This window comes from Streptomyces sp. NPDC055815, assembly GCF_053616475.1.
Genome location: NZ_JBSHDU010000074.1, coordinates 1 through 15588, shown reverse-complemented (window position 1 = coordinate 15588; position 15588 = coordinate 1). Strand labels below are relative to the sequence as shown.

The 15588-nt window shown below is 70.9% G+C and carries 13 protein-coding genes and 1 tRNA gene; 10 read left to right on the top strand and 4 right to left on the bottom strand.

Annotated features, from left to right (window positions below; translation table 11 throughout):
* Positions 1-17 precede the first annotated feature (17 nt).
* Entirely contained in the window at positions 18-680 is a 663-nt protein-coding gene (locus ACWGN5_RS33160; RefSeq protein ID WP_453522127.1) for a response regulator, read from the bottom strand.
* Complete coding sequence (locus tag ACWGN5_RS33155) at positions 677-1804, bottom strand: sensor histidine kinase (protein ID WP_453522126.1); 1128 nt, start codon at positions 1802-1804, stop codon at positions 677-679. Before ACWGN5_RS33155 ends, ACWGN5_RS33160 begins: the two co-directional genes overlap by 4 nt.
* Positions 1805-2031: 227 nt before the next feature.
* On the opposite strand from ACWGN5_RS33155, the gene ACWGN5_RS33150 reads away from it, so the two are divergent.
* From ACWGN5_RS33150 to ACWGN5_RS33120, 7 genes are all read left to right on the top strand, one after another.
* On the top strand, positions 2032-2175 hold the full coding sequence (locus ACWGN5_RS33150; protein ID WP_453522125.1) for a hypothetical protein: 144 nt from the start codon (positions 2032-2034) through the stop codon (positions 2173-2175).
* A gap of 29 nt (positions 2176-2204) precedes the next feature.
* Complete coding sequence (locus tag ACWGN5_RS33145) at positions 2205-4382, top strand: MMPL family transporter (RefSeq protein WP_453522124.1); 2178 nt, start codon at positions 2205-2207, stop codon at positions 4380-4382.
* 224 nt (positions 4383-4606) lie between these two features.
* Positions 4607-5998: a DHA2 family efflux MFS transporter permease subunit gene (locus tag ACWGN5_RS33140; protein ID WP_453522123.1), complete on the top strand. Its 1392-nt coding sequence runs from the start codon at positions 4607-4609 to the stop codon at positions 5996-5998.
* Positions 5999-6136: 138 nt separating this feature from the next.
* Positions 6137-7030: an alpha/beta fold hydrolase gene (locus ACWGN5_RS33135; protein ID WP_453522122.1), complete on the top strand. Its 894-nt coding sequence runs from the start codon at positions 6137-6139 to the stop codon at positions 7028-7030.
* A gap of 71 nt (positions 7031-7101) precedes the next feature.
* Entirely contained in the window at positions 7102-8667 is a 1566-nt protein-coding gene (locus ACWGN5_RS33130; RefSeq protein WP_453522121.1) for an AMP-binding protein, read from the top strand.
* Positions 8668-8995: 328 nt separating this feature from the next.
* Entirely contained in the window at positions 8996-10327 is a 1332-nt protein-coding gene (locus ACWGN5_RS33125) for a hypothetical protein (protein ID WP_453522120.1), read from the top strand.
* 307 nt (positions 10328-10634) lie between these two features.
* Positions 10635-11645, top strand: coding sequence for a quinone oxidoreductase family protein (locus ACWGN5_RS33120; protein ID WP_453522119.1), 1011 nt, complete (start codon positions 10635-10637; stop codon positions 11643-11645).
* Between the two features lie 621 nt (positions 11646-12266).
* Here the strand turns inward: ACWGN5_RS33120 and ACWGN5_RS33115 are convergent.
* Positions 12267-12340, bottom strand: a tRNA-Gly gene (locus ACWGN5_RS33115).
* A 405-nt stretch (positions 12341-12745) separates the two neighbouring features.
* Here ACWGN5_RS33115 and dcd point away from each other — a divergent pair.
* Both dcd and ACWGN5_RS33105 read left to right on the top strand, forming a co-directional pair.
* Positions 12746-13321 (top strand): dCTP deaminase, encoded by a 576-nt coding sequence (gene dcd, locus ACWGN5_RS33110; RefSeq protein ID WP_030690788.1) that lies wholly within the window; start codon positions 12746-12748, stop codon positions 13319-13321.
* Positions 13322-13334: 13 nt separating this feature from the next.
* Positions 13335-13832: a phosphoribosyltransferase gene (locus ACWGN5_RS33105; RefSeq protein WP_453522118.1), complete on the top strand. Its 498-nt coding sequence runs from the start codon at positions 13335-13337 to the stop codon at positions 13830-13832.
* Between the two features lie 65 nt (positions 13833-13897).
* Here ACWGN5_RS33105 and ACWGN5_RS33100 read toward each other — a convergent pair whose 3' ends face one another.
* Positions 13898-14764 (bottom strand): Yip1 family protein, encoded by an 867-nt coding sequence (locus ACWGN5_RS33100; protein WP_453522117.1) that lies wholly within the window; start codon positions 14762-14764, stop codon positions 13898-13900.
* A 202-nt stretch (positions 14765-14966) separates the two neighbouring features.
* On the opposite strand from ACWGN5_RS33100, the gene ACWGN5_RS33095 reads away from it, so the two are divergent.
* Positions 14967-15560, top strand: a complete 594-nt coding sequence (locus tag ACWGN5_RS33095; RefSeq protein WP_453522116.1) for a hypothetical protein — start codon at positions 14967-14969, stop codon at positions 15558-15560.
* The last annotated feature ends 28 nt before the right edge of the window (positions 15561-15588 follow it).

The window sequence follows — 15588 nt, the reverse complement described above, 5'->3', positions numbered from 1 at the left end:
TCGCTGCGCCCGGGGTGTCAGGAGTTGCGTGGGACGACCAGGCCGGATTCATAGGCGAGGAACACGAGTTGGGCTCGGTCGCGGGCGTGGAGCTTCGTCATCGCCCGGTTGATGTGGGTTTTCACGGTCATCGGGCTGATGACCATGCGGTCGGCGATCTCGTCGTTGGACAGGCCCCGCGCGACGAGGGCGACGGCCTCGCGTTCGCGGCCGGTCAGCTCTTCGAGCCCCGCCGCGGCACCGGTGTCGAGCGGCTGGGACACGTATCTGTCGATCAGCTTGCGGGTGATCGAGGGTGCGAGCAGGGCGTCGCCGCGTGCGGCCACGCGGACGGCGTGCAGGAAGTCGTCCGGGACGATGTCCTTGACGAGGAAGCCCGCGGCGCCGGCGCGCAGCGCGTCGAAGACGTACTCGTCCATGCCGTAGTTGGTCAGGATGACGACGTGCACCCCGGTCAGGGCCGGGTCCGCGGCGATGCGCCGGGTCGCCTCGATGCCGTCGACGACCGGCATCTGGATGTCGATGAGCGCGATGTCGGGCAGGTGTTCCCTGGCGAGCGCCAGGCCCTCCTTGCCGTCGGCGGCCTCGGCCACCACCTCGATGTCGTCCTCGAGGTCGAGGAGTGCGCGGAATCCGCTGCGGATGAGCGGCTGGTCGTCGACCAGCAGGACTCGGATCACGAGGTTCGCTCCACGGGGAGTTCGGCCCGGACGGTGAAGCCGCCCTCGCCGCGCGGTTCGGCACGCAGGAGGCCGCCGAGGGCGGTGACGCGTTCGCGCATGCCGAGCAGCCCGACGCCGGGCACAGGGGCGGTGCCCGGTGTGGCCTTGCCGTCGTCGTCGATGCGGAGCGCGAGGGCGTCGGGCCGGTAGTCGATCCGGACCGATGCCGTGGTGGCGGCGGCGTGCCGGACGATGTTGGTCAACGACTCCTGGACGATCCGGTAGGCGGTCCGGCCCACCGCGGCCGGCACGTCGTGCCGCTGCCCCTCGATCGTCAGCGTCGCCTCCAGACCGGTCCGGCCGGCCCGCTCCACCAGTTCCGGTACGTCGGCGAGCCCGCGCGGCGGGGCCGTGTCGTCGTCGCGCAGCGCCTCCAGGGTCGCGCGCAGCTCCCGGCTCGCCTCACGCCCGGCCTCCTGGATCGCGAGCAGGGCGTCCGGCACCTGTTCGCCGCGTCTGCGGGCCACATGGACGGCGACTTCGGACTGCACCTTGATGACGGAGATCTGGTGGGTGAGCGAGTCGTGCAGTTCCCGGGCGATGTGCAGCCGTTCCTCGTCGGCGCGGCGCCGCGCGGTCTCCTCCCGGGTGCGCTCGGCCTCCTCCGCCCGCTGCTCCGCCTGCCGCAACGCCTCCCCCGCGGCGAAGGCGGCGACGAGCCAGGCGATCTCCAGGGTGCCGCGGGCCTGCACCGACACCTCGCGCATGGGCCCGTCGCGGAAGATCAGGGCGGTGAGCTGCAGGGACACCAGCAGGGTCGCGGACGCCGTCACCGCCAGGACACGCCGCCCGGCCCGCACCGCGGCGTACACCGCGACCAGGTACGCGACGGTGAGCACGTCGAACCCGGCCGCCTGATAGCCCACCGCGCACAGCCCGGTGACGGCCAGGACGACGACCGGAGCCCTGTGGCGCGCGGCCAGCGCCAGGCCGCCGACCGCGAGCAGGGCGTAGCCGAGCAGGTCGGGCCCCGCGTCGGGGTGCTCCCCCGACCAGCCGTCGCCCAGCATCAGCGCCGCCACGCCCACGGCGATCAGCCAGTCCCCGACACCAGCCGGTACACCGAACCGTCGTATGCCCATGTGCGCACCCTAGCCAGACGTCGTCGCGGGCGAGTCCGGCTCGTGGATGACCGACCGCCTACCGCGTCCGCGGTACCCGCGCGGCTTCTGCCGCGTCCGCGGTAGCCGCGTACGCCACCGGCGGCAGCGCGAAGTGGGTCCGTACGCGGGACGACCGGCGGCAGGTCCGGCGGACAGCATCGGACGACATCCAGGAGCAGGAGTCGTACGAGGAGAAGGAGCACCTCATGTCCGTCCGTCACGTACTTGCCGCACCCGCGGCCGCGCACGCTTCGGTCCAGCCGCTCGCCGCCGATGCCCATGCCCCGGCCCGTTCCCGCCGCACCGGCCGACCGGCCGGCCGCACCGTCCACGTGCGCGCGTCCGCGTGAGAGAGGGGCAGGGACCCGAGGAGACGATGATGGCCATCGAGACCGCCCCCACGGGCGGGGCTCTGGCGGCACTGGGCCGCTTCTGTTTCCGGCGCCGCCGCCTGGTCCTCCTGATCTGGATCATCGGTGTGACCGCCGTGGCGTTCGCCGGATTCGGCTACGGCGCCGCCCCCGACGACGACTTCTCCGGAGGAGACTCGCAGTCGGCCAGGGCGCAGCAGCTGATGGAGAAGCACTTCCCCAAGGAGCAAGGGGACAGGCTGACTCTGGCGATCAAGGCCGACAAGGGGATCGACGATCCTGCCGCCAGGCAGAGGATCGAGAAGGCCATCGCCGATCTGGCCGCCTCGCCTGTCACCGGACCGGTGACCTCGCCGTACCAGGACAAGAGCCTGGTGACGAAGGACCGTCGCATCGCCCGCACGACCATCCCGCTCAGCGCCAAGGAGGTGGAGAAGAGCGAGGTCAAGCCCCTGGTGGACACGGTCAAGAAGGCCTCCGACGACGGCGTCACGCTTGCCCTCGGCGGGTACATGGCCGAAAAGGCCGAGACACCCCCGCAGGGCCCGGCCGAGAGCGTGGGTCTCCTGGCAGCGGCGGTGATCCTGTTCATCGCCTTCGGATCGCTGGTGGCCATGGGCCTGCCGCTCGTGACCGCCGGCCTGGCGATCGTGGGCGGTCTCGCCCTGATGAAGCTGGTGGGGCACCTGGTCCCCGCGCCGAACTTCGCTCTGACCTTCGGCGCGATGATCGGCCTCGGCGTCGGCATCGACTACGCGCTGTTCATCGTGACCCGCTACAAGGACGGCCTCGGGGACGGTGACGACCCCGAGAGCGCCACGGTCAAGGCCATCGCCACCGCGGGTCATGCGGTGCTCTTCGCCGGCACGACCGTCGTGATCGCGTTGATGGGCCTGCTCGTCATGGGACAGCGGCTGATGACCGGGCTGGCCGTCGCCACGTCGATCACGGTGCTGGTCACGATGATCGCCGCCCTGACGCTGCTGCCCGCGTTCCTGGGCTTCACCGGACACAGGATCAACTCGCTGCGCCTGCCTCGCCGCGCATCCCGCCGGAACCGGTGCGGCGACGCACCGTCCCGGCAGCGCCGTACGCTCGCCGAGCGCTGGGCCGGCGTGGTGCAGCGCAGGCCGCTGGTCGCCGCACTCGGCGCCGGCGGGATCCTGCTGGTGCTGGCCGCGCCCACGCTGTCGATGCGGCTGAGCCAGCCCGACGCCGGCGTCCAGCCTCGCGACCGCAGCAGCTACCTCTCGTACGAGATCCTCTCCGAGGGCTTCGGTCCGGGTTACGGCGCACCTCTGGTCTTCGCCACCGAGCTCGGCTCCGAGGACGCCGATCTGCGTCCCGTCGTCGAAGCGGTCGGCAGGACCGAGGGCATTGCCCACGCCACCCCGCCGCGGGTCAGTGAGGACGGGAAGGCCGCCACCTTCATCGCTTTCCCCACCACCGGATACCAGGACGAGGCGACCGCGGACCTGGTGCACAAGCTCCGCGACGACGTGCTGCCCGGGACCCCGGGCGGCGCACGGGTCCTCGTCGGCGGACCGAACGCCGGCACCATCGACACCGCCGACGAGGTCGGCGCGCGCCTGCCCCTGATGATCGGGGTCGTCGTCGCGATGTCCATGGTGCTGCTGGTCGCGCTGGTGCGGTCGGTCACGATCGCCCTGCAGGCCGCCGTGATGAACCTGCTGTCGATCGGCGCCTCCTACGGCGTGCTGGTGGCGGTCGTGCAGTGGGGATGGCTCGGCACGGCCCTCGGGTTCCCCGCCGCCATGCCGGTCACGACGTGGACACCGATGATGATGTTCCCGATCCTGTTCGGCCTGTCGATGGACTACCAGGTCTTCCTGATCTCGCGGGTCCGTGAGGAGTACGAGCGCACCGGCGACACCCGCACGGCCGTCGCGGCGGGGCTGGCGCGGACCGCCAAGGTGATCACGGCCGCGGCCGCCATCATGATCGCCGTCTTCACCACCTCACTGCTCGGTCCCGATGTCGCCGTCAAGCAGGGAGGCCTGGGCATGGCCGTCGCCGTGCTCATCGATGCCACCGTCGTCCGGATGTTCTTCGTCCCGGCGGTGATGGAACTGTGCGGCAAGGCCAACTGGTGGATGCCCGGACGCCGGGCACCGAAGACGACCTCGACCGCACCGGCCGGGGCCAGGGAAGAGGCCAGGGTCTGACCCCCCTTCACGTCGCAACGCGGGAGCCCGCGGAGGGCCCGGGAGTCCGGCGTGTGTGCCGGGGTGGGCGGCCCGTGACGGCAGCGGTCTTCTGATCGTTGTCGGAGCGCATCCATTCCACGGCATCGGCGGGCGGTCGCCGCGGTGGGTGCTCCGCCCTTCCTCGCTCTGCGGCTTTCCGACCCCGAGGGCTGGAGCGAATCCGTGTCGACCGAGGGGGTCACATGCCCAAGGAACGCCTTGATCCCGCCCTGCTCAGGCTGTGCGGCGTTCTCGCTGTGGGTGCCTTCGCTCCGCTGCTCGACAGCACGATCGTCTCCGTCGCGGTCGACGCCCTCGCCGACGACCTCGGTGCCCCGACGACGACCGTGCAGTGGGTGAGCACCGCCTACCTGCTGGCGTTCGCGATGGTCATGCCGGTGAGCGGCTGGGCCGGTGACCGGTTCGGGACGCGGCGGGTCTGGCTGGGCGCGCTGGCCCTGTTCTCCGTCGGCTCGCTGCTGTGCGCCTGCGCCTGGAGCACCGGGTCGCTGGTCGCGTTCAGAAGTGTGCAGGGGGCCGGTGGGGGGCTGATGATGCCGGTCCTGCAGACCATCGTCATCCGGGCCAGCGGCGGCCGACAGGTCGGGCGGCTCGTCGCGGTCGTCTCGTTGCCGGCCCTCCTCGGCCCGGTCCTGGGGCCGGTGTTCGGCGGGCTGCTGCTCGGGCATCTCGACTGGCGCTGGATCTTCTACGTCAACCTGCCCGTCTGCGCGCTCGCGCTGTTCCTCGCCTGGCGGGGCGTACCCAGTGATCGTCGGCAGCGGGCTTCCCGCCTCGATGTCGTGGGGCTGGTGCTGGTCTGCCCGGGCCTGACCGCGCTCGTGTACGGGCTCTCGCAGTGCGGCGGCCAGGACGGTGCGGGAGGAGGGCGGGCACTCCTGCCGATGGCGGCGGGGACCGTCCTGGTCGCCGCGTTCGTCGGACGGAGCCTGAGGAGCAGCGCGCCCCTCATCGACATGCGCCTGTTTCGGCTGCGGTCCTTCGCCGCGACGTCGGTGCTGATGTTCGTCGGCGGTTCGACCATGTACGGCGGGATGTTCCTGCTGCCCCTGTACTGCCAGCTCGTCCTCGACAAGGGCGTCGTCGCCACCGGTCTCCTGCTCGTTCCGCAGGGCATCGGCGCGCTGGCGGCGCGGGTGGCCGGCGTGCTCACCGACAGGATCGGGCCGCGCCCGGTCGTGGTGACCGGCCTGCTGCTGAGCGCGGTCGCGACGTGGCCCTTCGCCGCCTCGGTGGGGGAGGGCTCGGTCATCGGTGTCGCTCTGTTCCTCCGTGGTCTCGGTACGAGCGCCGTCAACCTCGCCGTCACCGTCGGTGCCTATCAGGGACTGGACGACTCCCAGGTCGCGGACGCCAGCACCACGACGCGCATCCTCCAGCAGCTCGGCGGCTCCTTCGGCATCGCCGCCCTCGCCGTCCTGCTCCAGCGCGGCGGCCACACCGCCACGGCCTTCGCCCACGCCTTCGGCCTGACGACCGCCCTCACCCTCTGCGCCGTCTTCGCGGCAGCACTGCTGCCCGGCCGCCGAGCCGCGGCCCCAGCGCCTCTGGCGACAGCCGAGGGACGGCCCTGACGGCCCTCTGCCGCCGGCCTCCTCCGGCCCGTCCGACCAGGCGGCGGCCGGAGGGTTCCGGACAGGCCGGGCGGGACAGGACCGGTCAGATGATCACCCCTCGCGTGACCTATGCCCGTATGTCCCTGTTGACCGGGCGTGAACAGTGAGAAGATCCGTCACCTCGCCTTCGACGACTTCGGCTACCGGTGCCGGATCGTCGAGAACGCCGCTCCCGCCACCGAGCCCGTCGTCGTACTCGGCGGCGCTTTCCAGGACATGTACGCCTATCAGCGGCTCGAAGCGCGCTGGGCGGCCTCCGCGACCGTCATCAGCGTGGACCTGCCGGGATCGGGCGCGGCCGATGTACTGCCCGCCGCGTACGACTTCGACTTCCTCACCGGTGCGCTGGCGGACCTGCTGGACCGGCTGGGCCTGGGACGGGTGAACCTCTTCGGGGCCTCCTACGCCATGCCGATCGCCTACGGCCTGGCCCAGGAGCATCCCGAGCGCGTCGCCCGCCTGGCCCTGGTGGGCGCCGCTCCCGTCTACCCGCCGGACCAGCGCGCCGCGCTGCGGACGATGGCCGACGCCCTGGAGTCGGGCGACGCCGGCGCCTACGCCCGTATGAGCATCGCGGCCCTGTTGTCCCCCGCCGAGCGGGACGTCCACAAGCGCGCGGTCGTCACCCGCGTCCTCGCCCGCACGATGGGTTCGGTCACGCAGGCCGACATCCCCCGGCATCTCGCCTCGACCTACCGTGTCATCGACTGGCAGGGGCTACGGCCCGGGGGTGTCCGGGACGTTCCGGCGCTGGTCTTCACCGGTGAACACGACAGCCTCACCCACCCCGACCTCGGGCGCGAGGTCGCCGCAACCATCGCCGGAAGCGTCTTCACCCTGATCCGGGGCGCCGACCACCTCTGCCATCTCGAACGGCCGTTGGAGATGTCCGAGTTGCTGGATCGCTTCTTCACCGATCAGCCCCTCGACGACCTGCCGTACCTCACGCCCCTCGAACACCACGCCAGGCCGGCCGCGCTGGTCCCGTGACGGCCCCCCCGGCGCCCCACGACCACCAGTCCGCCACCGCACTCCTCTCGCCCACCTCTCGAAGGACACAGATGTCCGACCTCCGGCCCGAGACGACCGTGACGCCCGATTCCGCCGACCACGGCTTCGTCACCTACACGGACGCCCTCCTCCACACCCTGGCGCGCCATCCCGCCCTGCCCGTGATCATCTGCCCCGACCGTCGGCAGATCACCGCGGGCGAGCTGCGCGACAGCATCCACCGGCTCGCCCGCGAGCTGATCGCGCGCGGCGTCCGGCCCGGGCAGACCGTCTCCCTGCTCACCGGCAACACCCCTCAGGCGCTCGTCGCGCGCTACGCGGCCAACCTGGCCGGGGCGCGCGTGACACCCCTGTACGAGGGGCTGAACGCGGACGCCCTGGCGCACCTGGTGGACGTCGCCGACACCGAGCTGCTGCTGGCCGACCCGACCCGGTACGCGGACCTGGACCGGCTGAAGCCGCTCCTCCACGTGCCGATGCTGGCGACACTGGGCCCGCATCCGCACGCCGACGACATCAGCGCGGCGGCGGCCGGGCAGCCGTCGGCGCCCGTCACCGTGCCCGTCGGCGCCGCCGACGACTGGTGCATCCGGCACACCGGCGGCACCACGACCGGGCTGCCGAAGAGCCTGCAGATGAAGCACGGCCCGTACCGCCGCACCCTGGACCACCTGTGCTCCCCCACGGGCGCCCCGCCCCGCTATCTGGCATGCACGCCGCTCACGCACATCGCGGGGCTCTGGGCGGACGTGGCGCTCCTCCAGGGCGGCTCCGTCGTCCTGCAGCCCGCCTTCGATCCCGGCGAGGCCCTCGCGGCGATCGAACGCGAGCGGATCACCCGGCTGTTCCTTCAGCCGCCTCTCCTGCACCAGCTCCTCGACCATCCCGCGCTGCCCGCCACCGACACCTCCAGCGTCCGGCAGGTCACCTACGGCGGCAGCCCCGCGTCGACGTCCAGGCTGCGGCAGACCGAAAGCGTCTTCGGGAAGGTGCTGCACAGCTGGTACGGGCAGAACGAGACGCTCGGGCTCACCGAAGTCCTGCCCGAGGAGCACGACCGCGTCGGCCGGCACGGGCAGATCACCGTCGGCCGCGCCATGCCCGGAGTCGAACTCCGCATCGTCGACCCGGATGGCAGTGCTCGCCCGGCCGGCAGCGAAGGCGAGATCCACGCCCGCGCCCACAGCGCCATGAACGGCTACTGGAAGCAGCCCGAATTGACCGCCCGCGTGCTGCACGACGGCTGGGTGCGCACCGGCGACATCGGCTACCTCGACGACGACGGCTACCTCTTCCTCGCCGACCGGGGCCACGACACGATCACCGTCGACGGCACCCGGGTCTATCCCAGCGAGATCGAGGAGGTGCTGACGGCCCACCCCGCCGTCGCCCAGTGCGCCGTCTTCGGCATGCGTCATGACGACACGTCCGAGCACGTCCACGCCGCCATCGTGCCCGCCCGCGGCCACAGCACCGACATCGAGGAGCTGCGCCGCTTCGTCGCCGCCCGCAAGAGCGGTCTCCACGTCCCCCACACGTTCCACGTCCTGAAGGCCATCCCGCTCAGCGGCATCGGCAAGCCCGACAAGCACGCACTCCGCCGGGCACTCTCCTGAGCGGCAGCCCCGCAACGTAGGGGGAGGGTGCCTCGGCAACGACGAAGGCCCTGGTCTCCGACCAGGGCCTTCGTCCACGAGCGGATGACGGGAAGAACGTGCACCAAGCCGGCGGCCGGCCGGCCGCCGGACGCGGCCACGGCCGCCCGGGCGGTGTCCACCCGGCATCGACACGGCGTGGACGGCGGTGCCCGTGCCGCCCCGCGTCCTGCCCGCCGACGCCGCGTGCCTGGCTCCGGATGGCGCACTTCGGGATGCCGACTCCACGGCGATCGGGAGGAATGGATTCCAGCGGCGGCGACAGGCCGCGACTCTGTCTGGAGGACGGATGGCAAGCCCGCAGGAACCACCGCATGACCCCGCGCAGGAGGGTTCGCCCTCGGGCGGAAAGTCGCACCTGGCCGGCCCGGGAAGAATCGCCCGGAAGGTGGGCTCGGCGGTCCTGATCGTCCTCGCCTGCATTCTCGTCCCCGTGTCGGTGCTGACCGTGTGGGTGCACGACATCGCCCTCGACACCGACCGCTACGTCGCGACGATGAAACCGCTCGCCTCCGACCCGGCGATCGAGGCGGCCGCGCACAACCGGATCGTCCACGCCGTCGACGTACGGGTCGACGGCAAGGAGGTCACCGCCGAGATCGCGGCCTGGCTGCAGTCACAGGGCCTGCCGCCGCGCGCGGCCAAGGCCGTCAGGGGTCTCGCCCCGCAGCTGGACGACGCGGTGAACGCGGCCGCGGACAAGGTGGCCACCCGCTTCGTCGAGAGCGACCGGTTCGAGAAGGTGTGGGTCACCGCCAACCGGGCCGCCCACACGGCCGTGGTGCACGCCCTGACCGGGAAGGGCCGTGGAGCGCTCGACGTCTCGGAGGGCACCGTCACCCTCGACGTCGGCACCGCCGTGGAGCGGGTCAAGCAGGAGCTGGTGGACGCGGGCCTGGAGCCGGCCGAGAAGATCCCGGACGTCGACAAGCAGATGGTCCTCTTCCAGTCCGACAAGCTGGAGAAGATGCAGGGCGCCGCGCACGCCCTCGACGTCCTCGGCAACTGGCTGCCCGTGATCACGGTGGTGCTCGCCGCGGCAGGCGTGTTTCTCGCCCACCGGCGCCGGCGCGCCCTGGCGAAGACCGCCCTGGGCGCCGCCTTCGCCTGCCTCGTCGTCGCCATCGGACTCGTCATCGCCCGCCGCTACTACCTGGACCACCTGCCGCCGCAGGTGCAGTCCGAGGCAGCCGCGGCAGCCGTCTTCGACCACCTGCTCCACTTCCTGCGGATCGCCCTGCGCACCGCGATCGTGCTCGGCATCGTCATCGCCCTCGGCGCCTACTTCATCGGCCCCGGCCGACTGGCGCGCGCCACCCGCTCCACGGCCGAGCACGGGGCCGACTCCGCCGCGGGCTGGTGGGGCGGCCACGGACTCCACACCGGCCCCGTGGGCACCTGGACGGAGGCCCACCGCAAGTGGCTGACCGTCGGCGCCCTGCTGCTCATCGCCCTGCTGTTCGCCCTGTGGAACCACCCCACGGTCCTCACCATCCTGCTCCTGGTGCTCATCCTCCTCGCGGTGCTCGCGGTGATCGCCCTGCTGTCCGCCGACGGCCGCAGGACCCGGACGGCAGGACCTCCCGTGCCTCCGGGGCCGGAGCCCCAACCGCCCCAGTAGGTCCAGAAGCGGCATGCGGACGGCAGCCGAGCGCGCGGTCGTCACTGCTCCGCCACGTCTCGACGACGACGAAGGCCCTGGTCCGACCAGGGCCTTCGTTCACGAGCGGATGACGCCCCCTCATGTGGGGTTTCTCGCTGGCCGGCTCGGTCGGGGGCCGCCGGCCGCTTTGCAGGCGGGACCGGTCACCAAGTGTGGTGCGGGTCGCCGGACAGGGCTGTGGCCGGGGCGGCGGGCTGGTCTGCTTGCCGGGAATCGTTCCCCCATCAACGGGGTTGGTGGGGGAACGAGCCGTCATTGGAGGGTCATGCGAGCGATTCAGGTGGACGAAGTGGGCGGTCCCGAGGTGCTGCGGGAGGCCGAGGTGGACCAGCCGCGGCCGGGTCCGGGCGAAGCGGTCGTGGCGGTCGCCGCGTCCGGGGTCAACTTCCTCGACGTCTACCACCGCGAAGGCCGGTACAGCCTTCCGCTGCCCTTCACCCCGGGCGCTGAGGGCGCCGGCACGGTCGTCGAAGTCGGACCCGGCGTCGCTGACGTCGCGGTCGGGGACCGGGTCGGTTGGGTGGAGATTCCGGGCACGTATGCCGAGCGGGCCGTCGTGGACTCCTCCCGGCTGGTGCCGCTGCCCGACGACATCGGCTTCGAGACAGCCGCCGCCGTGCTCCTCCAAGGCATGACCGCGCACTATCTCGTCAAGGACGCCTACCCGGTTCAGGGGGGCGACACGGTGCTCGTGCATGCGGCTGCCGGCGGCATGGGGCTGCTGTTGACCCAGCTCATCACCCATCTCGGCGGCAGGGTGATCGGCACGACGTCGACCACGGCGAAGGCCGAGCTGGCGAAGCGTGCCGGGGCCGCTGAGGTGATCCTTTCCTCCGCGGTCGACGATCTCGCAGCCGAGGTGAGGCGGCTCAACGGCGGTCAGGGACTGCCGGTTGTCTTCGACGGCGTCGGCGCGCACACCTTCGATGCGAGCCTCGCCAGCCTGCGAACCCGCGGCCATCTCGTGCTCTTCGGTGCGGCAAGTGGTGCCGTGCCGCCGTTCGATCCGATTCGGTTCGCCCACGGCGGTTCGCTGACCCTGATCCGGCCCAGCCTCGGGGACTTCATCGCCGATCGGTCCGAACTGCTCCGACGGGCCGCCGATGTGTTCGAGTGGGTGCGCTCCAAGGCGCTTGAGGTCACCGTGACGGGCCGCTACGCATTGTCCGAGGCCGCCCAGGCCCACAGCGATCTGGAGGCTCGGCGTACCACCGGCAAGCTGCTCGTCGTACCCGATGCGGCCGCTCTGGGACGCCGCGAGGAGTCGCAGAGCTGATCGCGGGTGACGAGGTCGGGATCTTGGAGACTGAGTTGTCGAGGGCATGGCCGACCGTCATCGCCAAGATCCCCTTGCGACTCGCTGGCGCATGTGGTGCTCGAAGTCGGCCGGCGTCGGCTCAGGACCCGATGGTCTTCCCGAGCCACCGACACGTTCTCGAACGAGCTTCAGTCAGTCGTCCCCGTCGGTTTCCGGTGCTCGCCTCACGATGTCGGACACGGAACCGCGGTAGGTGGTGCCGAGCTTGGTGACCACTCCCACTGTGGGGCCTGGGCCACACGTGACCTTGCTCAGCCAATTCGCGGGAAGCAGCACATCTTCCAATGCTGAGTGGCTCGCACGAATCATCTAGGTCGCTGTCCTCGTTGACCGCCGGCAGTCGTCCAAGAGACAGGGCGGGCCGGTACCCGTCCTGGACGAACCGGTCCAAGATCTGTTTGAACGCTTCGGCGCTGAACCGCCAGGAGATGGACATGCCCGCCAAGCCGGCGGGACGGATCGTCCCCCCAGCCCGCTCACGACGTGCAGTCCGGGCCCCTATGGCACGCGAATGGCACGCGGCCCCCAACAGGTCTGGACGACCACGAAGCCCCAGGTCTCTGACCTGGGGCTTCGCTATGGAGCGGATGACGGGAATCGAACCCGCGCTATAAGCTTGGGAAGCTCATGTTCTACCATTAAACTACATCCGCACAGCGGACGGGTGATCCGTGCCGCATCGTTGCACACTGTACCCCATGCGCCACTTGAGGCGAAGCTCATGGCTTCCGTCGTGCGGAGTGCCGCGTGGAGGGCGCCCCCTTCATCCCCTAATGTGGCTGATCGTCCACCACATGTGTAGGGGAAGGGACTTGATGGCTTCGATGGAGCGCACCGTCGTCCGTTGTGCCGAAGGGCATGTGTTCAGTACCGCGTCGTTCCCGCTTCAGCAGCTCGGTGCCGGGCGCATCGGGCCCGGGCGGCTCATTCGCTGTCCGCGGTGTGCGCGGTTGCGGCACGCGGTGCCGGTGGAGGTCGGGCGGCGCTGAGCCGTGCGGTGCCGGGCGCGGACGGCTGCCGATTGGGGCAGGTCCGCGCCCTCTGCGTATCGTGGGGGCGTGCTTCTCTCAGACAAGGACATCCGGGCCGAGATCGACGCCGGACGGGTGCGCATCGACCCGTACGACGAATCCATGGTGCAGCCGTCGAGCATCGACGTGCGTCTCGACCGCTTTTTCCGGGTGTTCGAGAACCACCGCTACCCCCACATCGACCCCGCCGTCGAGCAGCTGGACCTCACCCGTGAGGTCGAGCCGGAGGGCGACGAGGCGTTCATCCTGCACCCGGGCGAGTTCGTGCTCGCCTCGACCTACGAGGTCATCACCCTGCCGGACGACATCGCGTCGCGGCTTGAGGGGAAGAGCTCTCTGGGGCGGCTCGGGCTGGTCACGCACTCGACCGCCGGGTTCATCGACCCCGGTTTCTCGGGGCACGTGACCCTGGAGCTGTCGAACCTCGCCACCCTGCCGATCAAGCTCTGGCCCGGCATGAAGATCGGCCAGCTGTGCATGTTCCGGCTGAGCTCGCCCGCCGAGTTCCCGTACGGGAGCGAGCGGTACGGCTCGCGGTACCAGGGCCAGCGGGGGCCGACGGCCTCCCGTTCCTACATGAACTTCCATCGGACCCAGGTGTGAGGCGGTCGCAGGCATGAGTGAAGTACGCGAGAACCTGACGTACGAGGGCTTCGGCACCGCCATCCGCGAGCTGGCGCAGACCATCGCCGACGACGGCTACGAGCCCGACATCGTGCTCTCCATCGCCCGCGGCGGGGTGTTCGTCGCCGGCGGGCTGGCCTACGCCCTGGACTGCAAGAACATCCACCTCGTGAACGTGGAGTTCTACACCGGGGTCGGGACCACCCTGGAGATGCCCGTCATGCTCGCGCCCGTGCCGGACGCGATCGACTTCTCCGACAAGAAGGTCCTGATCACCGACGACGTCGCCGACACCGGCAAGACGCTCAAGCTCGTCCACGACTTCTGCGTCGACCACGTCGCCGAGGTCCGCTCCGCCGTCATCTACGAGAAGTCCCACTCCCTCGTGAAGTGCGAGTACGTGTGGAAGAAGACCGACGAGTGGATCAACTTCCCCTGGTCGGTCGAACCGCCCGTCGTGAAGCGCGAGGGCCAGGTTCTCGACGCCTGAGCACCGCGTCATGAGGAAGGCCCCCACCGCGTGCGGTGGGGGCCTTCTCCGTGCGTGTACGTCGGTCAGAGCATGCCCAGCTTGATCAGGCTCAGCAGTGCCACCAGCTGGATCGCCGACGCTCCCAGCGCCTTCGGCCACGGCAGGTCGTGCGAGCGGCTCACCATCACCGTGAACAGCGCGCCCGCCGCCAGCCAGGTCGCCCAGCCGAGCACCTGCACCAGGCCGTTCTCGCCGCCCAGGAAGAGGGCGAAGAGCAGGCGCGGCGCGTCCGTGATCGACATGATCAGCATCGACAGGCCGACCGTGGGCTGCCAGGCGCCGTCGCCGCCCAGCTGGCGCGCCAGGGTGTGGGTGACCGCGCCCAGGATCAGGCCGCCCAGCACGAAGCCGAGGGCGGTCATCAGGACGTACGGGATCGCCGTCGACAGAGTGGCGTTGATCGCCTCTTCGCGGGCCTTGTCGAAGCCGAAGATCGCGAGGAGTCCGTAGAGGAACGTGACGATCAGTGCCGGTCCCCAGACGGCGTGGTCCCGCATCCGCAGGAACGTGTCCGCCGGGCGGAGCACGATGCCGCTCAGCAGCGCCTTCCACGGGAGCCGGGGGCCCGTCGGTACGGGGGCGGGGGGCTGCCCCGGCTGCCCGTACGGGTCGTCGACGCTGAACATCTGGGTGTGGCCCGGGTTGTTCGCCGCCGCCGCGTGCTGCTGGTGCTGCTGCCCGCCGTACGGCTCGCCGAAGTACTCCGGCTCCCCGTAGGGCTGTTGCCCCTGCTGCCCGTACGACTGCCCGTACGACTGCCCCTGCGGCGGCTGCTGCCACTGCTGCTGCGGGTGGGGCGGCGGGGCCGCGTTGTACCCGTACGGCGCCTGCTGCGGTCGTTGTTGCGGGGGGCGGTTGTCCCGGCCGCGTCCGTTCCTGAATCCAGCCACGTCGTCGAACGTACCCGGTTCTGACGGGTGGTCGCTCCACAGGCCGGTGCTTGCCACTGAGCTGTGACATCCCCTAGGGGACCGACGGGCGTGACGTGGTTGTGAGGGAGGCGCGGGGGCGCTGTTACAAATCCGACGTATCACCTCAATGTCGTACTCGTAGCTTCAGAGATGTCAGCGACCCGAGCAAGGAGCTCTTCCGATGCGTCTCACCCGTCGTTCCGTCCGTACCGCCGCCGTCGCCACCGGGGCCGTCGCCTCCCTCCTCCTGCCGGCCGCCGGGGCCGCCTTCGCCGCCGATTCCCCGGCCCCGGCCCCGGCCAAGGGTGACCAGGGCGCGAGTGACCAGGACGCCGACGGCCAGGACGCCGGCGACCAGTCCGTCTTCTGGCGGAACGTCGACCTTGCCGACGGGTCCCTCGCCAAGGTCTACAAGGACGGGCCCGGGCGCTTCTCCGCCGAGATCTACGGTGGCGGCTCGCTGATCGACACCCTCGTCAGCAGCGACGGCAAGCCCGCGTACGGGGAGAACAACGGGCTCCACGTCGTCCTCCGGCCCGACGGCACCGTCTCCTCCTGGCTGGACAAGGCACCCGCCCCCAAGCCCGCCCCCAAGCCCAAGCCCGCTCCCAAGAAGCAGGTCCCCCGCAACACCACCAAGGTCGTCAAGCTGCCCGACGGGCACACCGCCACCTTCTTCGCCGGCAAGGACGGGCGGCCCTACGTCAAGCTCTCCGTCCCCGGCGGCAAGAGCTGGACCTACAACTTCCATGGCGTTCTGGTGGGCCAGAAGTAGCGAAAAGGGCCGCCCCGCGCTTCTCGCG